Consider the following 20,023-nt stretch of genomic DNA (forward strand, 5'->3'; position numbering starts at 1 on the left):
GGGGCTCCGAACGTCCGGGAATGGGTCTAACAAAGCAAGTGCTTGGTAGGTTACTCTACGTTGGTGAGCATGATCCAGACCCCCGAACCGGCCAGCGGGATCACGGTTGGCCGTGAATCCCGTGAGGACGCCGAATTCCGCGCCGAGGTGCGGGAATGGCTGGCCGAGAACCTGAACGGACAGTTCCGTGAACTGCGCGGTCTGGGTGGTCCCGGGCGCGAGCACGAGGCCTTCGAGGAGCGTCTCGAATGGGACCGCGCCCTGGCCGCCGCCGGACTCACCTGCCTCGGCTGGCCCAAGGAATGGGGCGGCCGCGATGCCACCCTGGCCCAGCAGGTCATCTTCCACGAGGAATACGCCAAGGCCGACGCACCCAGCCGCGTGTCGCACCTCGGCGAGGAACTGCTCGGCCCGACCGTGCTGGCCTTCGGCACCGAAGAGCAGAAGCAGCGCTTCCTGCCCGGCATCCGCAATGTCACCGAACTGTGGTGCCAGGGCTACTCCGAACCCGGCGCGGGCTCGGACCTGGCCGCGGTCACCACCGCCGCGCACCTGGACGGCGACGAATGGTCGATCACCGGGCAGAAGGTGTGGACCTCGCTGGCGCATCTGTCGGACTGGTGCTTCGTGGTCGCGCGCACCGAGAAGGGGTCGAGCAGGCACAAGGGCCTGTCCTATCTCCTGGTGCCCATGAAGCAGCCGGGCGTCGAGGTGCGGCCGATCATCCAGCTCACCGGGACCGCGGAATTCAACGAGGTCTACTTCGACAATGCCCGCACCGCAGCCGATCTCGTGGTCGGCGAGCCCGGTGACGGCTGGGCGGTCGCGATGGGCACGCTCACCTTCGAGCGCGGCATCTCCACCGTCGGTCAGCAGATCCGCTACGCGCGGGAACTCGCCGACCTCGAGGCCGTGGCGCAGCAGCGCGGCGTGCTGAGCGACGCGGTCATCGCCGATCGGTTCGACCGGGCCTGGGTGGGGCTGCGCGTGCTGCGCGCCCATGTCCTGCGCACCCTCGAATCCGGGCACGACGGCGCCACCGTGGACGCCCGCACCGCCGCCGGTTCGGCCTCGGTCACCAAACTACTGTGGGCCAACTGGCATCGTGATCTGGGCGAGCTGGCCATGGACGTGCTCGGCGCGCCCGGCCTGATCGCCGACGCCGTCGACCACGACGGCAAGTCCGATCTCAATGCCTGGCAACGGCTCTTCCTGTTCACTCGCGCGGACACCATCTACGGCGGTTCGAACGAGATTCAGCGCAACATCATCTCCGAGCGGGTGCTCGGACTTCCCCGAGAGGCTCGTCCGTGACCGATCTGTCCACCGCCCCCGAGATCACCCCCGGCCACAACCTGCTCGCGGGCAAGGTCGCGGTCGTGACCGCCGCCGCCGGTACCGGCATCGGCTCGGCCACCGCCCGTCGGCTGCTCTCCGAAGGCGCCGACGTGGTCGTCTCCGACTGGCACGAGCGTCGCCTGAAGGAGACCGCCGAGGCGCTGCAGGCCGAATTCCCGGACCGCCGAATCGCTTCCGTGCCCTGCGACGTCAGCTCGACCGAACAGGTCAACCAGCTGATCGCGGGCGCGGTGCAGGCCCTGGGCCGCATCGACATCATGGTCAACAACGCCGGACTCGGCGGTGAGACCCCCGTCGTCGACATGACCGACGAGCAGTGGGACAAGGTCATCGACATCACGCTGAACGGCACCTTCCGGGCCACCCGCGCGGTGCTCGCGTACTTCCGCGACGCGGGGCACGGCGGCGTGATCGTCAACAACGCCAGCGTGCTGGGCTGGCGCGCGCAGCACGGGCAGGCGCACTACGCCGCGGCCAAGGCCGGCGTCATGGCGCTGACCCGCTGCTCCGCGGTCGAGGCCGCCGAATACGGGGTACGGATCAACGCCGTCGCGCCGTCCATCGCCCGGCACGCCTTCCTGGACAAGGTCACCTCCGGTGATCTGCTGGACCGCCTGGCCGCCGGTGAGGCGTTCGGCCGCGCGGCCGAGCCGTGGGAGGTCGCCGCGACCATCGCCATGCTCGCGAGCGACTACACCACCTACCTGACCGGTGAGGTCGTCTCCATCTCGAGCCAGCGCGCCTGAGAATTGCCCGTCTCGAACGGCCCGGTATGTGGAAACATGCCGGGCCGCTTTGTATTTCGCACCCGCGTCGCCGGAAAATCCGCGTGCGCGCGGAGCGGGCGAAAAATATTGTGGCGCGACCCCCGTACGGCTGTGTAATCCTGGTTTAGGCCGGTTCCGCATAGTCGAAGGGCACGACCCATGGGTCCGGAACGCCAACCAGAAGCACTGACCGAACGTGTACGCGAATTGGAACTCGAGCTGGTTCTCGAGGTCGTCCTCGCGCGCCGAAGACTCGACAACGTCATAATGGCCGCGCTCACGCTGGGCGCGGAATTACTCGAGCACGAATCCGAACGCGTGACCGCGACGCGCGCCGCAGAGATTCTCGAACAACACGCCGTGGACGAGGGAGAAATCTCCCGCGATCCACAGGCCGCGCTGCGCCGGGACATGATCCGCGATCGGGAACGCGCCCGGCGCATGGGTTTGACCGCGGAGACCAGGAACGGCGTCTCCGAGCTCGAACTGCACCGCCGCAGGCAGACGGCGCTGCTGTGTGAGGTTCGCTCCGATCTGCTCGCGGTGGTGCGCGAGTGCCGCCGGCTGCGTTTCGACCACATCGCGTTCACCGACGGCATCGCGCGGGGATTGTGCGCGGCCACGGACAAATTGGTGGCCGGTGCGGATATGGAGACCTATCGGGCCTGGCAGCGCGGCATGGTGCTCAAGCTCAGCGAGGAGTCCGAGGCCGACGGGCAGCCGCCGCGGGTGATGGCCACGGTGGACGCGGGGCCGGGGCGTGAGCCGCTGACCGTCGAGTGGGACAGTCCCGAGCGGCGGCTGGCCCTGGTGGCCAGGCTGTCCCGGGCGGGGATCTCACCGGTGGTGATCTGCGATCGACTGCTGGCGGATCTGTCCGTTTCCTCGCCGCTCCGCTATTCGGTGCGCTGACCCCCCTCGACCAAGCAAATGCTTGGTTGTATATTGGGCTTCGTGACCCCACCCTCGGAGCCCTCGAAGTCTGCTCGCCGCAGCGAGCTGCTCGGCCTGGCCGCCAATCTCTTCGCCGAGCGAGGACTGCGCGCCACCACGGTTCGCGATATCGCCGACGCCGCGGGGATTCTATCGGGCAGTCTCTACCACCACTTCGATTCGAAGGAAGCCATGGTGGACGAGATCCTGCGCGGCTTCCTCGACGACCTCTTCGGGCGCTACCGCGAGATCGTGGCCTCCGGGCTCGGCGCGCGCGACACCCTCGAGGCGCTGGTGCTCGCGTCGTACGAGTCCTTCGATCAGTGGCACGCCGCGGTCGCCATTTACCAGGCCGAGGCCAAACGCCTCAGCGGCGCGGCGCCATTCGGCTATATCGACGAGTACAACAAAGAGTTCCGCGAACTCTGGCACCAGGTGCTCGCCAATGGTGTGGCCGACGGCAGTTTCCGCGCGGAAATGGATATCGAACTCGCATACCGGTTCCTGCGCGACACCGTATGGGTTTCGGTGCGCTGGTATCAGCCCGGCGGTCGCATCACCGTCGACGCCCTGGCCAAGCAATACCTCACCATCGTGCTCGACGGACTCACCAATCCCGAAGCCCGATAACAGCTTTCGATCCCACCAGGATCGGCAACGGGCCGCGTGCCCGACCGGTGAAAAATTACAGCCCGCAGTTAGCAGTAGGAGTTCACAATGTCTGCACCGTCCCGTCGCCAGTATTCGCCGATGCGGGAGGCGTATGTGATCGACGCCGTGCGCACGCCCGTCGGCAAGCGCGGCGGGTCGCTCGCCGCCGTGCACCCCGCCGACCTGGGCGCCGCCGCACTGCGGGGGCTGATGGGCCGCAACAACATCGACCCGGTGCACGTGGACGACGTGGTGTTCGGCTGCTGCGACACGATCGGGCCGCAGGCGGGCAACATCGCGCGGACGGCCTGGCTGGCCGCGGGCTACCCGGAATCGGTGCCGGGCGTGACCGTGGACCGGCAGTGCGGCTCCTCGCAGCAGGCCATCACCTTCGCCGCGCAGGCCATCATGTCCGGGACGTCGGAGGTCATCGTGGCCGGCGGCATCCAGAACATGAGCGCCATCCCGATCTCCTCGGCGATGCTCGCGGGCCAGCAGTACGGCTTCGAATCCCCGTTCGTCGGCGCGCAGGGCTGGGACCACCGCTACGGCACCGGTGAAGTGTCGCAGTTCAATTCGGCGCACATGATCGCCGAGAAGTGGGACATCTCCCGCGTGGACATGGAGGAGTGGGCGCTGCGCAGCAACGATCGCGCCCGCAAGGCCATCGTCGACGGCCGCTTCGATCGCGAGATCGTCGGGGTCGGCGACTTCTTCATCGACGAATGCCCGCGCGAGACCACCATGGAGAAGATGGCCGGGCTCAAGCCGCTCGCCGAGGGCAGCCGGGTCACCGCCGCGCTCGCCAGCCAGATCTCCGACGGCTCCGCGGCCACGCTGCTGGCCTCGGACTGGGCGGTGCGGGAGTACGGGCTCACCCCGCGCGCCCGCATCCACCACGTGAGTGCGCGCGGCGCCGACCCGATCTACATGCTCACCGCGCCGATCCCGGCCACCAAGTGGGCGCTGGAGAAGACCGGGCTGACCATCGACGACATGGACGTCATCGAGATCAACGAGGCCTTCGCCTCGGTCGTGCTGGCCTGGATCAAGGAGACCGGCGCGGACCCGAACAAGGTCAACGTCAACGGCGGGGCCATCGCGCTGGGCCACCCGCTCGGCGCGACCGGCGCCAAGCTGTTCGCCTCGCTGCTCAACGAGCTCGAGCGGGTGAACGGGCGCTACGGCCTGCTCACCATCTGCGAGGGCGGCGGCACCGCCAACGTGACCATCATCGAGCGCCTGGGCTGATCGGCCCGGCTCGTTCGAGCCGAGTTCGACCGGGGCGCAGCGCCCGCGCCGCCATCGAGGCCGCATCCCGTTCCGCGGATGCGGCCTTCGGCGTTCCCGGGCGTGATCCGGCGTTCGAGCGGAGAATCGGGGGTAGTCGAAAAACGGACGCACCCGGCACCCGCCGGCCCGGCGAATCTTTTGAGCTATGAGCGATGACCTGCCCCGGCGCGGGTTCCTGCTGGGGACCCTCGGGATTCTCGGAGCCGGTTTCACGGCCGGGGCGGGTGCGGATCCCGCACCGCTGCCGCCCGCTCCGCTCCCGCTGCCGCCGCTGCCCGCGCTGCCGGTGACGCCGTTCAACTACCACTCACCGCCGCTGCAGCCGTTCGTGGACGAACTGCCGATCCCCGAAACCCGGCCCGCGACGGGACAACTGAGCGCGATCGCGGGCACGCACAGCTATCACCGGGACCTGCCCGAGGCGCGCAGCTGGGGCTTCGACCGGCCGGTGCTGGGGCCGAACCTGGAGGCGTGGCGAAATCGGGAGTCGCGCATCAGTTTCCGCAACGAACTCGGGCCGCACGTGCTCGCGCAGCACGTCGACCTCACCATGCACGGCACCACCGAGCTGGACCGCACCGATCCGCGCTTCACCGTTCACCTGCACGGTGGCGCGAATACCCCTGCGGCGGACGGGCATCCGCTGATCGGCTGGCGGAACGGCGGCACGCCCGCTTTCGCCTACGGCAATCGGCAGGAGGCGGCCGGGCTCTGGTACCACGACCACGTCATGGGCATCACGCGCTTGAACATCCAGGCCGGGCTCGCCGGAATGTATTACGTGCGGGACGAATTCGACACCGGTGCGGCGGACAACCCACTGGGACTGCCGAGCGGCGAATTCGAGATACCGCTCATCGTGCAGGACCGCACGTTCAACGCCGACGGCACGGTGCAGCCGATGGTCGGGGTCTATATTCCGCAGGGCTACAACCAATCCGGGCAGCTCGGCGACGTGGCGTGTGTGAACGGGAAGGTCTGGCCGCGACTCGGGGTGCGCCGCACGCTCTATCGGTTCCGGGTGCTCAACGGCTCCAACTCCCGGCCCTACATCCTCGAATTCGAGGGCGGACTGCCGTTCTGGGTGATCGGCGGCGATCTGGGACTGCTGGACGCGCCGGTGCCCACCGGCGCGGTGCGGGTGAGCCCGGGGGAGCGGGTGGACCTGCTGGTCGACTTCGGGGCGCTGCCGGACGGGACGGAGGCGGACCTGATCAATACCGCCCTCAACGACTTCGGCAACACCGTGTTCATGGTCCCCGAGGTGCGCCGGATCATGCGGTTCACCGTCGCCGGGGCCGGGCCGCCCGCGCGGGTGCCGCCCCGGCTGCGCGGCGGGCCCGGACTCCCCGAGCCGCTCGCGCCACCGGAACCGCCCGAACGCGTGCGCACCATGACGCTCATCGGGCTCAACGACGACGCCCGGTCCGCGGCGGTGTTCCCGACCATGATGGCGCTGAACAACCTGCCGTTCCTGACCACCGACGTGGATGTGGCGCGCGCGGGCACGATCGAGCAGTGGGACATCGTCAACGCCACGCCCTTCGATCACCCCGTGCACCTGCACCTGGCGCGCATCCGGGTGCTGTCGCGCCAGCCCATCCTCACCCAGGCGTACTGGCTGGGTAACCCGCCGCCCGCGTTCGGCGCCCGCTGGCAGCCGTCCGCGGACGCCTATGCCTTCGGGCCGGCGCAGTCGCCGCCGCCGTGGGAGGCGGGGTGGAAGGACACCGTCGAATGCCCGACCGACACGATCACCCGAATCCTGGTGTACTGGCCCTCGATCGCCGAACTGGGCTTCGATCCGGACGCGGTCGTGCCGGTTCCCGCTGGGGCGGAAGCGATTTCGCCCGCCGGGGGACACGGGACGGCGCACGGCGGCGGGCACGCGGAGATACGGGGGTACGTGTGGCACTGCCACAACCTCGATCACGCGGACCACGACATGATGCAGCAGATCCGGATCACCGGGTGAGGCCGGGGTTTCGGTTCGCATAGTCCGACCCGGGGCACGTCCGTTTCGCCGGTTCTTCGGCGTGCCGGACCGGGAGATGGCAACCGATCAGCTAGTTAGCCGTGCTCGTGGCTGCCGGTCGCGGATCCTTGGGAGCGGATTCGCGGCGGCGATGCCACAGTCCGGCCACGCGGGGTAGCCACGGCGCACTCGCGCCGAGGCAGAGCACGGCCAGCCAGGGCAGCCGCCACCACCACGGCAGGTCCCGCGTCCCGGCCGGCGGCGGCGCGGTCGTGAACGGGCGGGCGGTGGCGGACCACACCACGAAGGCGTCGCCGATGGGGACCAGGCCGAACGCGTAGCGCTTGCTGCCGGGCAGGGTCAGCGGCAGGCCGAGCAGCTCGCCCGCCGAACCCAGTGCGGTGGCCAGGGATTCGTCGCCGTTGACCCGGGCCGCGCCCAGCGCCACCACCGTCGAGGACAGGCTGACACCGGCGACCAGGGGACCGGAGTCCACGTCACCGCTGCCCGGGACGCCGCGTGGATACTCCCGCAGGGCGGGGCCGAAACCGCCCGGGAACGCGAGGAATTCGCCGCGGTAGCGGGCGTACTGATGGGCCGCGAAGTCGGCGTCGATCTCGGGCAGGAAGCGTTGGATGACCGACTGCGAGGTGGCCCGCGCGCCCTGCACCGGCGTGCCGTCGGCGGCGGACACCCGGTGCGGCAGCATGCCGGTCGCCGGGTCGAGCCGTTCGCGCACGGCGGTCAGCCAATTCGCCACCTCGGTGCCGAAGCGCGGCGCGAACAGACTGTCGTGCAGGCGCAGCGCCGCGATCGCCACCGTGGAATCGACCGGCCACGCCTGTCCGGGATAGGCCTGCAGGAACGGCGTCGCCGACCCCGTGAACGCCGCCGCCATCTCCGCGGCGCCGTCCACGAAGCGCTCGACCTCCGCGGCGTCGCCGGTTCCGCCGAGCGCGAGAATGCCCCCGCGCAGCCAATTCGTCCACCCCGCCCAGAAGATCCCGTACGCGGGCCGCAGCCCCGGGCTGAAAACCTCGCGCCCCCGCTCGGACTCGACCCGCCCCAGCGCCCACCGCGCCTCGCGCAACGCCTCGTCCCGCGTCCCGGGGTCCGCCAGCCCGACCTGCACCCAGGCCAGCCCGTACAGCGCGTTCGAGAAGTAGTACCCCTCCGGGAACTGCCCCTGCGCCTCGACGTCGGCCCCGCCGTCGATCGCCGCCCGCACGAAAGCCAGCTGCCGCCAGGCACTCCCGGGCTGCTCGTCGATTCCCGGCTGCGGCCACAGAAACCGCCCCGCCCCCACCAGCACCAGGACCGTGACCACGATCCCCACCCCGCGCAGCGCCCACCGCCCCACACCCATCCCCATCCCCTCCCGTGTCCGCACCATGATGCCCGAACTCCGTGTGAATACACCCGCGCGGCAGCACCGCTCGGGTTTCCTGGCGATCGCGCGTCCGGCGAACAGGTACCGGCGTCGTCGGCCGGAGCGTGGGCGGGCTGGTCACGGTCCGCGCAACGGCGGGTTCGCGGTGGCGGTTCGAACCCGCACGAGGTGCGGGGCGGCAGGCGGTGCGATGTGGCGGGCGTGGTTGCAGCGGGTGCTCGAGTCCGTCCGCGCGCTCGCGTGAGTTGCGGGGGCGGTACGGGGCGGGCCGCGGTTCGTGAGCGGTGACCGATCCGGCACCGTGTGCGCGGGTCGGGTCGGCCGCGGGTGCTGATGGCGGGCGCGCGTGGCGGGGCGCGGGGATGGCGAGAACTGAACGTTTGCCCGCACTACTATTGGCCGAATTCGAATCCCGGTCCGGTGAGAAAGCGGCGGCTTATGAACCTTGGTGTCCGCTGGAAAGTGCACGGGGACGGGCGGACCCCCGCGCCCGGGGCGGTGGTCCGGCCCGACGAGAGGCTGTCCTGGCCGCGCACTTTCGGGCTCGGGGCGCAGCACGTGGTGGCCATGTTCGGGGCGAGCTTCGTCGCGCCCGTGCTCATGGGATTGGACCCCAATCTCGCCATCATGATGTCCGGCGTCGCGACCGCCATCTTCCTGCTGGCCACCGGGGGGCAGGTGCCCAGCTACCTGGGCTGCTCGCTGTCGTTCGTCGGCGTGGCCGCGGTGATCCGGGCGCAGGGCGGCACCAGCGCGACGGTCACCGGGGCCTGCCTGGTGGTGGGCGCGGCGCTGTTCCTGGTCGGGGTGGCGGTGCGCAAATTCGGCGCGCACATCATTCACATCGCCATGCCGCCGGTGGTGACCGGCGCGGTGGTCATGCTCATCGGCTTCAACCTCGCGCCGGTGACGGCCTCGGTGTACTGGCCGCAGGACCAGTGGACGGCGCTGCTGGTCATGCTGTTCACCGGTCTCGCGGTGGTGGCGCTGCGCGGATTCTTCTCGCGCATAGCCATTTTCCTGGGCCTGATCTTCGGGTACGGCCTGTCCTGGCTGCTGGACCGCGTCTTGGGCCGCATCCACTCCGCGGACGGCAGCGGCGAGGTCGTCGACCACTGGCGGCTGGATCTGTCCGGGGTGGCGCACGCGGACTGGATCGGCCTGCCGAGCTTCCACGCGCCCGCGTTCGAATGGTCGGCGATCCTGGTCGCCCTGCCCGTGGTGATCGCGCTGGTCGCCGAGAACGCGGGCCACGTGAAGGCCGTGGGCGAGATGACCGGTGACTCGCTCGACGGCAAACTCGGCACCGCCATCGCCGCCGACGGCGCGGCCTCGATGCTGTCCACCGCAGTCGGCGGTCCGCCCAACACCACGTACTCGGAGAACATCGGCGTCATGGCCGCGACCCGCGTGTATTCCACCGCGGCCTATTGGGCCGCAGCCGGTTTCGCGCTGCTGTTCGGTCTGTGCCCGAAATTCGGCGCGGTCGTGGCGGCCATTCCGGGCGGCGTGCTCGGCGGGATCACCGTCATCCTGTACGGCATGATCGGCCTGCTGGGCGCGCAGATCTGGACCAATGCCGGTGTGGACCTGCGCAATCCGCTCAATCTGGTGCCGGCCGCCGCCGGCCTGATCATCGGCATCGGCAATGTGAGCATCGAGTTCTCCGACAATTTCACCCTCGGCGGCATCGCGCTCGGCACCCTCGTCGTGATCACCGGCTACCACGTGCTGCGCCGCCTCGCGCCCGCGCATTTCCGGGACGGGGAACCGCTGCTGGACGAGGGCACCTCGTCCTATGACGCACCCGGCGACCATGATTCGGCCGGGCCCGGGCAGCCGCCGACCGGCCGCGATCAGCCGATGTGAGCGGGGCCGTGCGCCTGCTCGCAGTGTGAAGCGGCCGCGCGGCCCAGCCCGATCACCCCGGGCTGCGCGTGATCGACCTGCAGGGTGGCGTGGTCGATGTGGTACTCGTGCGCCAGGAACCCCGCGAGATCCTCGCGGGCGGCATGGCAATCCTGGCCGGGCTCGACCAGGACGTGGGCGGACAGCGCGGGGGAGCCCGAGGTGATCTCCCAAATGTGCAGATCGTGCACTTCCACCACATGCTCGCGCGCGGCCATGGCAGCGCCGATGGTGGTGGGGTCCAGGTTCTCCGGCGCGGCTTCGAGGAAGATGCGGCTCGAAGCGCGCACCAGCCCGACGCCGGCCTTGACCATGAGCACGACCACGATCATGGTGGCGATGACGTCGGCCTGCACGAACCCGGTGACCATGATGATCGCGCCCGCGACCGCGGTGGCGATGAAGCCGTACAGATCGTTGAGGATGTGCTGGAACGCGCCCTCGACGTTCAGGCTGGTGCGATTGGCCCGGCTGATCATGAGCGTGGCGATCAGGTTCACCACCACGCCGATGAGCGCGGTGATCAGCACCAGCCCGCCGGTCACCTCCGGCGGATTCAGCAGGCGTTCGACGGCTTCGAAGGTGAGCCAGGCCGCCAGCACCAGCAGCGTCGCGCCGTTCGCCATGGCGGACAGGATCTCCACGCGTTTCCAGCCGAAGGTCATGCGCCCGGCCGCGGGCCGCGCGGCCAGCCGGATCGCCCACAGCGCCAGCGCGATGGCGGCCGCGTCGGTGAGCATGTGCGCGGCGTCGGAGAGCAGCGCCAGCGATCCGGAGATGAACCCGACCACGACTTCGCCGAGCATGAAGACGACGATGAGCGCCAGCGCTCCCGCCAGCAGGCGTTTGTCGCTGTCGGCCGTGGCGCCGTGCGAATGCCCGTGATCGTGGCCGTGCGCGTGCCCTGCACCCATGTCGATCTCCTCTCCTGCGACCGCAGGCGATCATATGCACGCATCGCTATGTATGCAAGATCGTCGATCGTCGTCGCAGCGTGCGAGCGGGTTTCGAGGTGCGCGGGCGGCGCGTCGCGGGGGTACCCGGATACCGCGCGGGACTATCCGGCGGCGGGCTCGGCGACCTCCGCGGTGGTGTGCGGAAGCGACAGCACGAACCAGGACTGCTCTATCGAATAGGACGGGTGCGCGGCCGACTCCGGGTCCGACGCCAGGCCCTCGACCCGGGTCCAGCCCGCACCGCCGCAGGCGATGAGCTCGGTGTAGCGGTAGTGCAGATGCCCGTGGAAGAGCACGCCGGGGCGCAAGGTCTCCACCACCTCCTGAATGCGGTCCTGATTGGGGAAGCACTCGGGCTTGTCCTTGCGGTTGAACTTGGGGTTCGAGGCGCGCGGCTTGTCGTGGGTGAGCACGATGTCCACGGGCGAGGCGTCGGCGCAGAGCAGTTCGGCGAGCTCGTCGTCGGTCATCTCCTCCTCCGGGAACCACAGCGTGCCCGCGGACGCGCGCACCCGCGCGGAGCCGTACCGGCGGCGCCGCAGATCCTGTTCCCGCGTGCGCGCCTCGCGTGCCAGCCGCCACCCCTTGTCGGTGGAACGCGCGCCGCCGAACGCGGCGAAAGTGGTTCCCTCCCAGGTCCAGCGATGCCCGCGCGGCGCGTACCGCACATTCCTGCGGCACCGCAGAAATCCCTCGTCGTCGCGCTGCTCGTCGTACATCTCGTGCAGCAGCGAACTCTTGTCGTGATTGCCGTCGAGGAAATACACCGGCACGCCGGCCTTCCGTGCGGCCTTGTCGACGACGTCGAAATACCGTTTCCCCGACGGCATGTGCTCCCAGGCGCCGAAATCCCCCACCACGAACACCCGCGAGCAGTCGTTCCGCACCGCGGCCTGCACCACGTTCAGCGCGTGCCCGGTATTCCCGTGCAGGTCACCGGCAATCAAGACGTTCCCCATGGCCCACATGGTGGCAGTCCCGCCCGACATCGGCATCCCCGATTTCTCCGGGCATGCCGGGAGTCCGGCCCGCAGTTCGCGGAGACGCGGCCCGAGCCGCCCCGGGCGAGAGGTTCCGGGGCGGCCGGGGCGCGGACGGCGGCGAGGCCGTGCGCCGAAAGGATCCGAGGTCGGTCGGATCCTGGGGTGCGCGGCCGATTGTGTCGGGCCGCGCGGCTCGGGAGTTGTGGATGAATCCACAACGGGTGGGACGGTTTTACGCGGTGGCCTCGTCGGTGATGCGGTAGGCGGCGAGGGCCTCGATGCGCGTGACGGCGTCGGCGACGATGCGGTCGACGAGTTCCTGCACGGTGGGCAGGTCCTCGATGATTCCGGCGACCTGGCCCGAAGCCAGGACGCCCGCCTGGGTGTTGCCTTCCACGAGACCGGCTTTCAGCAGCATCGGGGTGTTGGCGGCCATGATCACCTGGGACCAGGTGAGGTCCTTGTGCTTGCGCATGGCGAGACCGTCCTTGACGATGGTCGACCACTTCATGCCGGTCATGCCCTTGAACTTCAGCGCGTTCGACGCGGCGGCGGCGAATCCGCGCGCCCGGCCCGAGTTCTCGAGCTTCTGCACCAGTTCGGTATTGAGCACGCGATGCGGCATGCCGTCGACCTTCTTGGAGACGACCGTGTCCTGCAGGCCGCGGGCGAGGTACTCCCGTTTGACCGCCTCCGGCACGCTGCTCTCCTGGGTGAGCAGGAAGCGGGTGCCCATGGCGACGCCGGCCGCGCCGTACGAGAGCGCGGCGGCCAGGCCGCGACCGTCGAAGAAACCGCCGCCGGCGACGACCGGGATGTCCACCGCGTCCAGCACCGAGGGCAGCAGCAGCGTGGTCGCGACGGAACCGGTGTGCCCGCCGCCCTCACCACCCTGCACGATCACCGCGTCGGCGCCCCAGGAGGCGACCTTCACCGCGTGCTTGGCCGCTCCGATCGACGGAACCACCACGACGCCGTTGTCCTTGAGCCGGGCGATGAGTTCCTTCTTGGGGGCCAGCGCGAAGGAAGCGACCTTCACGCCTTCCCGGATCATCAGCTCGCAGCGCTCGGTGGCGTCGAAGCCGTCGGCGCGAATGTTCACGCCGAAGGGCTTGTCCGTCTGCGACTTCGTCTTGGCGATGGCCACTTCGAGCTCTTCGAAGGTCATGGTCGCCGAGGCCAGAATGCCGAGACCGCCCGCGTTCGCGGTGGCCGAGACCAGGGCCGGACCCGCGACCCAGCCCATGCCGGTCTGCACGATCGGATGCTCGATGCCGACCAGTTCGGTCAGCGGAGTCCGCAGCCGCGCGGTCACGCCGTCACTTCCTTCTCACGGAAGCCCTTGGGGTCCAGCACGGTCCGGATGATCCGCAGCTCCTCCTCGGTGGGCAGCCGGGTCTCGCCGGCCTCGGCCAGCCCCGCGACCTCGAACGAGGTGTTCTCGGCGACCTCGTCCGCGCTCACGCCCGGGTGCAGCGACAGCGCGCGCAGGGTGTGATCCGGGCCGTTGAAGTCGAACACGCCCAGGTTCGAGACCACGCGGTGCAGGTGGTGGAACCGGTAGGCCGGGTTCTCGGGATCGATCTTGTCGTAACCGATTCCGGAGACGATGTCGACCTGGTCCACGAAGACTCGCCTGTTGTGCTTGGGCACGAAGTAGCTGGTCGCGTGGTTGATGGTGTTGCCGGGCGCGCCGCGCACACCGAACATCTGCCGGGTCGGCTGCTGCAGCGGCCCGAACGCGGAGAGGTTCTGGTTGCCGAAGCGATCGATCTGGTTGGCGCCCATGACCACATGGCGGCGACCGGACTGCACCACGTCGAAGACCTTGGAGAACGGGAACCAGCCCTCGAGCGGAGCCTGGCCGCCGATCGGCGGGACCTCGGCGAACAGCCGCGCCTCACCGTCGGAGAGCACCAGGTCGGGCTCGAAGGTGAGCCGCGCCAGTCGCGCGCCGATGGTGGTGACGGTGGACATCGGGGAGGCCACGATCTCGCCCGCGCCGCGGAAGATCTCGGCGGACGCGACGACACAGACCTCGGCCCGAGTAATGGTGGTGGTGGTGTCGGTCATTACTTCTGCTCCTCGGCGAAAGCCTTGACGGCATCCTGGTATTCGGCCTCGGACACGTCCAGGTAGCGGGCCTTGAACTCGGCCCACGACTCGGGGGTCTTGGCGGCCTCGACATAGTGGCGCTGGAACTTCTCGTCGCGTCCGTAGCTGCCGGAGAAGGTGAAGTGCGCGCCGCCGGGGGCCTCGACCACGCCGTCGACCATCAGCCGGTTGAGGATGAGCGACTGCAGCGGAACGGCTTTCACCAGTTCGTCGGTCTCGACCAGACGATCCACCGACAGGTAGCGCTTCTCGGCGGCCAGTGCGTACAGGTCGTCCATGTACGGGTCGATGCCGGTGTAGGCGGCATTGCCGTGCTTGTCACCCAGGTCCAGGTGCATGAACGCGGCATCGAGATTCAGCGCGGGCATGGCGATGAGGGTCTCGGTCTTGCCGTCGGTCTGATAGGGCGACTGAACGGTTTTCAGCTCGCCCTCCCAGAAATCGACCACGGCGGAACCCAGTCCGGCCCGAATCGGCAGGAAGGGCAGACGTGCGGCGGCTGCCTGCAGCCCGCACTTGACCATGCCCTCGTCCATCTCGCGCACGGTGATCTCACCGGCGGTGCGCGCCTTGGCGAACCACGGGTCGTAGAACGGCGCGGAGTCCAGGGACACGAAGCCGTAGTACGCCTTCTTGACCTTGCCCGCCGAGCACAGCAGACCCAGATCCGGTCCGCCGTAGGTGACGACCGTCAGATCCTTGATGTCCGACTTGAGAATTGCCCGCACCAGCGCCATCGGCTTGCGGCGCGAACCCCAGCCGCCGAGTCCGATGGTCATTCCGCTGCGCAGTTCGCCGACGATCTCGTCGAGCGTCATCCGCTTGTCGCGCATGGCTTCTACTTCCCCTTCTTCTGGGCCGCGATGTCGTCGTCGAACCGGGCGCGGATCTCGTCCGCCACGCCGGCGAGGTTGAGCTCCATGGTGAAGCCCTGCTCGAACCGGTAGGAGCGGTGCACGTCCTGCACGTCGATGCCGTTCAGCGCCTTCTTGGCGGCGCGGATGACGCGGCCGTCCTTGTTGGCGATGTTCTTGGCCACCTCCATGGCGGCGGCGTCGAGTTCGGCGCGCGGCACGACCTTGAAGACCGAGCCGTAGTGGTGCAACTGCTGTGCGGTGAGGGTGCCCGCGGTGTAGAACATGGTCCGCATGAGGTGCTGGGGGACCAGGCGCGAGAGATGGGTGGCCGCACCGAGCGCGCCGCGGTCGACCTCGGGGAGGCCGAAGGTCGCGTCGTCGGAGGCGACGATGACATCGGAGTTGCCGACCAGGCCGATGCCGCCGCCGAGGCAGAAGCCGTTCACGGCGGTGACGACCGGGACCTCGCAGTCGTAGATGGCGGCGAAGGCGGCGAAGCAGCCGTGGTTCGCGCGGATCAGGGCGGTGTGCCCGGTGTCCGCGTTCATCTCCTTGATATCGACGCCCGCGTTGAACCCGCGGCCCTCGGCGCGCAGCACGACGACCCGGGTCTCCGGGTTGCGCCCGGCCTCGCGGACGGCGTCGGCGAGCGCGAACCAGCCGTCGGAGGGCAGGGCGTTGACCGGCGCGTAGTCAACGGTGACTACTTCCACGCCCTCGGTTTCGGTGTGACGGATGATCCCCATCGCGCTCCCTTTGGAAAGTGCCAGCCCATCGTTGGCAAAACAAGCAAGTGCTTGGTAGGTTAGCACGGTGGCAATCGAAGTGAACCTCTCCGGATCGGTCGTCTTGGTCACCGGCGGCGTCCGGGGAGTCGGGGCCGGTATCAGCCGGGTATTCCTGGACGCCGGCGCGACCGTCGTGGCCTGCGCGCGCAGGCCCGCCGACGTGCCCGTGGAAAGCGGTGGGCGGGCGATCGAGTTCCTGCCGTGCGATGTGCGCGACCCGGATTCGGTGCGCGCGCTGATCGACGCCATCGTCGAGCGGCACGGGCGGCTCGACACCGTGGTCAACAACGCCGGCGGTGCGCCGTTCGCCCTGGCCGCCGACGCCAGCCCGAACTTCCACTCCAAGATCATTCAGCTGAATCTGCTCGCGCCCCTGCTGGTTTCGCAGGTCGCGAACGACGTCATGCAGCGCCAGGACACCGGCGGGTCCATCGTGATGATCTCCAGCGTGAGCGGGCATCGCCCCTCGCCCGGCACCGCGGCCTACGGCGCCGCCAAAGCCGGTGTGGACAGCCTGGTTTCCTCGCTCGCCGTGGAATGGGCGCCCAAGGTCCGGATGAACTCGGTGGTGTGCGGTCTGGTCAACACCGAGTCCTCGCACCTGCACTACGGCGACGAGGACGGCATCGCCGCGGTCAGCGGGACCGTGCCCATGCAGCGCATGGCCAGCCCCGAGGACATCGGCCGCACCGCCGCCTTCCTGGCCTCCCCCCTGGCCGGATACGTCACCGGTTCGTCGCTGCTCGTGCACGGCGGCGGCGAGAAGCCCGCGTTCCTCGGCGCCTCCACCGCGGACGTTCCCGCGGTCGCGGGCAACTAGACCGGCACAATTCCCACTCCACTCATCAGCGAGGTATTTCGAATGACCGAGAAGATCTGCGACGGCCGCGTCGTCATCGTCACCGGTGCGGGCCAGGGCATCGGCCGGGCACACGCGCTGGCCTTCGCCGCCGCGGGCGCGAAGGTCGTGGTGAACGATCTGGGCGCCGAGCTCGACGGCACCCCGAAGCCGGACTCCGGCGCCGCCAAGGTCGTCGAGGAGATCCGCGCCGCCGGCGGCGAAGCCGTCGTGAACGGCGACGACGTCTCGGACTGGGAGGGCGCGCGCCGCCTCGTCGCAACCGCCGTCGAGACCTTCGGCCGGCTGGACGTGCTGGTCAACAACGCCGGCATCGTGCGCGACCGGATGCTGGTCAACCTCGGCGAGGACGAGTGGGACGCGGTCATCAAGGTGCACCTCAAGGGTCACTTCGCGCCCATGCGCCACGCCGCAGACCACTGGCGCAACGAGTCCAAGGCCGGGCGGCAGCCCGAGGCCCGGATCATCAACACCAGCTCCGGCGCGGGCCTGCTCGGCTCGATCGGCCAGGGCAACTACGCCGCCGCCAAGGCGGGCATCGCGGGCCTGACCATCACCGCCGCCGCCGAGTTCGCGCGCTACGGCATCACCGTCAACGCGATCGCCCCGGCCGCGCGCACCCGCATGACCGAAACCGTGTTCGCCGAGACCATGGCGGCCCCGGAGGACGGCAGCTTCGACGCCATGGCCCCGGAAAACGTTTCGCCCCTGGTGGTCTGGCTCGGCAGCGCCGATTCCGCCGGTGTCACGGGCCGGATGTTCGAGGTCGAGGCCGGCAAGGTCACCGTCATGGACGGCCACCGCCACAGCGAGTCGGTCGACCGCGGCGCGCGCTGGAACCCGGCCGAGCTCGGCCCCGCCGTCCGCGACCTGCTGGCCAAGGCCCCGACCCCGGAACCCGTATACGGCGCCTGAGCTGTTCCGCCTCCCCGAATCTTTTGGCGGTACCTGGGAGCCGCGAGGGTTGGTCCTCGCGGTCACTGATCGGTGCGGGGCCAGGTTTTGGGCGTACCCCCGGAGTTACCCCGGCCGGAACCAGTGCGGTCGGGGACTCGGGTGACGAGGCCCGGCCCGAACCAATGTGGTTGGGGGACTCGGGCAACGAGGGGCGTCGTCGCGACTCGACTCGGCCGCCGGCACTCGATAGAGTGCCGGCGGTCTTTCGTTTTCGAGGTTCGTGTGGGGTGCGGGAATTCGGGATTCGATCATGGGTCGGGCCGGGCGTGGGCCGGTCCGACTCGACCCGTTGTCGGCGGGCGACGGGAAACTTGTTGTCGCAAATCGATCGCCGGTGCTCGTGTGAGTGCCGGCGATTTCTCGTATCGCGAGGGGTTCGGGGGGCTCGGGCCGGTGCCGGAAGAGTGTTACCCGTCACGTTCGCGCGGTTAGTTGGGCATTCGTCCATGTTGTGAAATGTGGCGCGGGTCACCGAATGGGGGGAGTGGTCGGGGGCCGAGTGTTTGCTGTCGTGTTGGTCGCGAATGTCCGTGTTAGGGGGCGATTTCGAGGGGAATCGCGGGGCCGGTGGGACGGATGGGGAGGGGGGTGGCTGGCGGGAAAGGCCAATTGTGCTGGGCCGCTTGGCCATATTCGGTGCGGCGCGACGGGGGCGAGCGTACGGTTTGGGGGGCTCCCTAATGCGATGAAGACTTGTGCGGGGTGGCGTGGTCGCCGTTAGGATGGCCGCGTTCCGCAAAGGTTCGGCAATCGGGGCTGCCGGACGTCTTGTGAATCGCTCCACGACGTTGGAGTAAGCCGACTGCGCAGTACCAGATGAGGGGATGGCTGTCGCGTGATCTTTGGTCGTGCAATGCGCTTGGTGGCGGTGACGACAGCTGTCGCCGGGTCCGCGCTGCTCGGGCCGGCGACCGCCGCGGGCCAGCCGGGCATCGAACTCGACCCCGCGCCGGGTGAGGGCGGGTCAAGCTCGGCGCAGCCGCAGGCCGGAACGCCCGGCGATCCCGTCCCCGCGCATTCCGCCCCCGTGAACTCCGCGCCGGTGAACTCCGTGCCCGTGAATCCCGTTGCCGGGCCCCAAGATCTGGTCGCCGCCATTCTCGGCGTCGGCACCGGCTCGGCCGCGGTGGGTTCCGCGGGCGCGGGTTCGGCGGGCGTCGGTTCCGCCGCCGCCGGCTCCGCCGGAGTGGGCGCGGTCCTGGGCGCCACCGGTTCCGGTGTGCTCGGCACCGGTTCCGCCGCCGTGGGTTCCGCCGGCGCGGTCACCGGTTCCGCCGGACTCGGTGCGGGCGCGACGGTCCTCGGCACCGGCTCCGCGGCGCTCGGAACCGGTTCGGCCGCAGTCGGTTCCGCCGGCCTCGGCACCGGATCCGCGCTGGGTTCGGCGGGTGTGGGCTCGGCGCTGGCACTGGGCACCGGTTCGGCCGCGGCGGGTTCGGCCGGCCTCGGCACGGGTTCGGCGCTGCTGGGCGTGCTGCTCGGGGTCGGGTCGGCCGGAACCGGCTCTGCCGCAGTGGGTTCGGCCGCTGTCGGTTCGGCCGGCGTGGGTGCGCTGTGCACCGGTTCCGCCGCGGTCGGTTCGGCGGCGGTGGGTTCGGCCGGGCTGGGCTCGGCCGTCGGCGGCAGCGCCGCCGCGGGCTCGGCCGGGGTCGGTTCCGCGGGTGCGGGCTCGGCCGGGGTCGGTTCCGCCGGAGTGGGGTCGGCGGCTGCGGGTTCGGCGGGTGCGGGGTCCGCCGGTGCGGGTTCGGCCGCGGCGGGCAGCGCCGGGGCCGGTTCCGCCGCAGCGGGTTCCGCGGCCGTGGGTTCCGCGGGCGTCGGCTCGGCCGCGATCTGCGCCTCACCACTGCTGTTGCTGCTGATACCCATCCCGAGCCCGGAGGCGGCGGATCCGCCCGTACCGCTGGAGATACCGGCCGCACCGGTGGTGCAGCCGCCGGTCGTCGCGCCCGTCGCGGTTCCCGCGGCTCCCGTGCCGGAACCCGCGCCCGCCCCGGCCCCGCCGCCACCGCCGCCCGCCCCGGCACCCGTTCTGGCGCAACCGAATCCGGACTTCGTTCCGACCTCGAGCAATAAGCCGCTGCCGCCGGTCAAGGTGTTGTCGGTGATCGGCGGCCTGATCGCGATGGCGCTGCTGGGCACCGGATCGGGTGCGGTCAGCTTCCAGAGCGCCGCCGCGGCGCAGGGGCGGATCGACGCCGCCCGCGCCGCCTTCTTCGGACCGAGGGTGTGAGG

The 20,023-nt window shown here is 69.9% G+C and carries 17 protein-coding genes; 10 read left to right on the forward strand and 7 right to left on the reverse strand.

Annotated features, from left to right (window positions below):
* Positions 1 to 69: 69 nt before the first annotated feature.
* From ACFVBH_RS35595 to ACFVBH_RS35620, 6 genes are all read left to right on the forward strand, one after another.
* A complete protein-coding gene (locus ACFVBH_RS35595) occupies positions 70 to 1,314 on the forward strand; it encodes an acyl-CoA dehydrogenase family protein (protein WP_379008767.1) in 1,245 nt (414 codons plus the stop codon).
* Positions 1,311 to 2,105: an SDR family oxidoreductase gene (locus ACFVBH_RS35600; RefSeq protein WP_354989495.1), complete on the forward strand. Its 795-nt coding sequence runs from the start codon at positions 1,311 to 1,313 to the stop codon at positions 2,103 to 2,105. Before ACFVBH_RS35595 ends, ACFVBH_RS35600 begins: the two co-directional genes overlap by 4 nt.
* A 180-nt stretch (positions 2,106 to 2,285) precedes the next feature.
* The gene (locus ACFVBH_RS35605) at positions 2,286 to 3,038 is read left to right on the forward strand and encodes a hypothetical protein (protein WP_354989496.1); all 753 of its coding nucleotides are present in this window, start codon (positions 2,286 to 2,288) and stop codon (positions 3,036 to 3,038) included.
* 42 nt (positions 3,039 to 3,080) lie between these two features.
* Complete coding sequence (locus ACFVBH_RS35610) at positions 3,081 to 3,689, forward strand: TetR/AcrR family transcriptional regulator (RefSeq protein WP_379008572.1); 609 nt, start codon at positions 3,081 to 3,083, stop codon at positions 3,687 to 3,689.
* Between the two features lie 120 nt (positions 3,690 to 3,809).
* Positions 3,810 to 4,961 carry an acetyl-CoA C-acetyltransferase gene (locus ACFVBH_RS35615; RefSeq protein WP_379008770.1) on the forward strand — a complete coding sequence of 384 codons (1,152 nt, stop codon included), beginning with the start codon at positions 3,810 to 3,812 and terminating at the stop codon, positions 4,959 to 4,961.
* A gap of 187 nt (positions 4,962 to 5,148) precedes the next feature.
* On the forward strand, positions 5,149 to 6,978 hold the full coding sequence (locus ACFVBH_RS35620; RefSeq protein WP_379008574.1) for a multicopper oxidase family protein: 1,830 nt from the start codon (positions 5,149 to 5,151) through the stop codon (positions 6,976 to 6,978).
* A 91-nt stretch (positions 6,979 to 7,069) separates the two neighbouring features.
* On the opposite strand, the gene ACFVBH_RS35625 is transcribed toward ACFVBH_RS35620, so the two are convergent.
* Complete coding sequence (locus ACFVBH_RS35625) at positions 7,070 to 8,344, reverse strand: hypothetical protein (protein WP_379008576.1); 1,275 nt, start codon at positions 8,342 to 8,344, stop codon at positions 7,070 to 7,072.
* A 462-nt stretch (positions 8,345 to 8,806) separates the two neighbouring features.
* Here ACFVBH_RS35625 and ACFVBH_RS35630 point away from each other — a divergent pair, with 462 nt between their 5' ends.
* Entirely contained in the window at positions 8,807 to 10,237 is a 1,431-nt protein-coding gene (locus ACFVBH_RS35630; RefSeq protein WP_379008578.1) for a uracil-xanthine permease family protein, read from the forward strand.
* On the opposite strand, the gene ACFVBH_RS35635 is transcribed toward ACFVBH_RS35630, so the two are convergent.
* The 6 genes from ACFVBH_RS35635 to ACFVBH_RS35660 all read right to left on the reverse strand — a co-directional run bounded on the left by ACFVBH_RS35635 (position 10,225) and on the right by ACFVBH_RS35660 (position 15,933).
* Positions 10,225 to 11,190: a cation diffusion facilitator family transporter gene (locus ACFVBH_RS35635; protein ID WP_354989501.1), complete on the reverse strand. Its 966-nt coding sequence runs from the start codon at positions 11,188 to 11,190 to the stop codon at positions 10,225 to 10,227. The genes ACFVBH_RS35630 and ACFVBH_RS35635 overlap by 13 nt on opposite strands.
* A 143-nt stretch (positions 11,191 to 11,333) precedes the next feature.
* Complete coding sequence (locus tag ACFVBH_RS35640) at positions 11,334 to 12,191, reverse strand: metallophosphoesterase (protein WP_379008581.1); 858 nt, start codon at positions 12,189 to 12,191, stop codon at positions 11,334 to 11,336.
* Positions 12,192 to 12,447: 256 nt separating this feature from the next.
* Positions 12,448 to 13,530 carry a nitronate monooxygenase gene (locus ACFVBH_RS35645; RefSeq protein WP_354989503.1) on the reverse strand — a complete coding sequence of 361 codons (1,083 nt, stop codon included), beginning with the start codon at positions 13,528 to 13,530 and terminating at the stop codon, positions 12,448 to 12,450.
* Positions 13,527 to 14,288, reverse strand: coding sequence for a CoA-transferase subunit beta (locus ACFVBH_RS35650; RefSeq protein ID WP_379008584.1), 762 nt, complete (start codon positions 14,286 to 14,288; stop codon positions 13,527 to 13,529). Before ACFVBH_RS35650 ends, ACFVBH_RS35645 begins: the two co-directional genes overlap by 4 nt.
* A complete protein-coding gene (locus ACFVBH_RS35655) occupies positions 14,288 to 15,163 on the reverse strand; it encodes a CoA transferase subunit A (RefSeq protein WP_379008587.1) in 876 nt (291 codons plus the stop codon). Before ACFVBH_RS35655 ends, ACFVBH_RS35650 begins: the two co-directional genes overlap by 1 nt.
* Before the next feature lie 5 nt (positions 15,164 to 15,168).
* Entirely contained in the window at positions 15,169 to 15,933 is a 765-nt protein-coding gene (locus ACFVBH_RS35660) for an enoyl-CoA hydratase family protein (protein ID WP_354989506.1), read from the reverse strand.
* A 67-nt stretch (positions 15,934 to 16,000) separates the two neighbouring features.
* On the opposite strand from ACFVBH_RS35660, the gene ACFVBH_RS35665 reads away from it, so the two are divergent.
* The 3 genes from ACFVBH_RS35665 to ACFVBH_RS35675 all read left to right on the forward strand — a co-directional run bounded on the left by ACFVBH_RS35665 (position 16,001) and on the right by ACFVBH_RS35675 (position 20,021).
* Positions 16,001 to 16,795 (forward strand): SDR family oxidoreductase, encoded by a 795-nt coding sequence (locus ACFVBH_RS35665; RefSeq protein ID WP_379008590.1) that lies wholly within the window; start codon positions 16,001 to 16,003, stop codon positions 16,793 to 16,795.
* Positions 16,796 to 16,837: 42 nt separating this feature from the next.
* Positions 16,838 to 17,749, forward strand: a complete 912-nt coding sequence (locus ACFVBH_RS35670; protein ID WP_379008592.1) for an SDR family oxidoreductase — start codon at positions 16,838 to 16,840, stop codon at positions 17,747 to 17,749.
* Between the two features lie 895 nt (positions 17,750 to 18,644).
* Entirely contained in the window at positions 18,645 to 20,021 is a 1,377-nt protein-coding gene (locus tag ACFVBH_RS35675) for a hypothetical protein (protein ID WP_379008594.1), read from the forward strand.
* Positions 20,022 to 20,023: the final 2 nt, after the last annotated feature.

Source organism: Nocardia sp. NPDC057668 (assembly GCF_042799795.1).
In the GTDB taxonomy this organism is placed as follows: domain Bacteria; phylum Actinomycetota; class Actinomycetes; order Mycobacteriales; family Mycobacteriaceae; genus Nocardia.

Coding starts and splice junctions, on each gene's coding strand:
- ACFVBH_RS35650 (WP_379008584.1), bottom strand. CDS start 14,288: ATGACCGACACCACCACCACCATTACTCGGGCCGAGGTCTGTGTCGTC.
- ACFVBH_RS35670 (WP_379008592.1), top strand. CDS start 16,838: ATGACCGAGAAGATCTGCGACGGCCGCGTCGTCATCGTCACCGGTGCG.
- ACFVBH_RS35615 (WP_379008770.1), top strand. CDS start 3,810: ATGCGGGAGGCGTATGTGATCGACGCCGTGCGCACGCCCGTCGGCAAG.
- ACFVBH_RS35605 (WP_354989496.1), top strand. CDS start 2,286: ATGGGTCCGGAACGCCAACCAGAAGCACTGACCGAACGTGTACGCGAA.
- ACFVBH_RS35640 (WP_379008581.1), bottom strand. CDS start 12,191: ATGGGGAACGTCTTGATTGCCGGTGACCTGCACGGGAATACCGGGCAC.
- ACFVBH_RS35675 (WP_379008594.1), top strand. CDS start 18,645: ATGCGCTTGGTGGCGGTGACGACAGCTGTCGCCGGGTCCGCGCTGCTC.
- ACFVBH_RS35625 (WP_379008576.1), bottom strand. CDS start 8,344: ATGGGTGTGGGGCGGTGGGCGCTGCGCGGGGTGGGGATCGTGGTCACG.
- ACFVBH_RS35595 (WP_379008767.1), top strand. CDS start 70: ATGATCCAGACCCCCGAACCGGCCAGCGGGATCACGGTTGGCCGTGAA.
- ACFVBH_RS35620 (WP_379008574.1), top strand. CDS start 5,149: ATGAGCGATGACCTGCCCCGGCGCGGGTTCCTGCTGGGGACCCTCGGG.
- ACFVBH_RS35655 (WP_379008587.1), bottom strand. CDS start 15,163: ATGCGCGACAAGCGGATGACGCTCGACGAGATCGTCGGCGAACTGCGC.
- ACFVBH_RS35660 (WP_354989506.1), bottom strand. CDS start 15,933: ATGGGGATCATCCGTCACACCGAAACCGAGGGCGTGGAAGTAGTCACC.
- ACFVBH_RS35630 (WP_379008578.1), top strand. CDS start 8,807: ATGAACCTTGGTGTCCGCTGGAAAGTGCACGGGGACGGGCGGACCCCC.
- ACFVBH_RS35635 (WP_354989501.1), bottom strand. CDS start 11,190: ATGGGTGCAGGGCACGCGCACGGCCACGATCACGGGCATTCGCACGGC.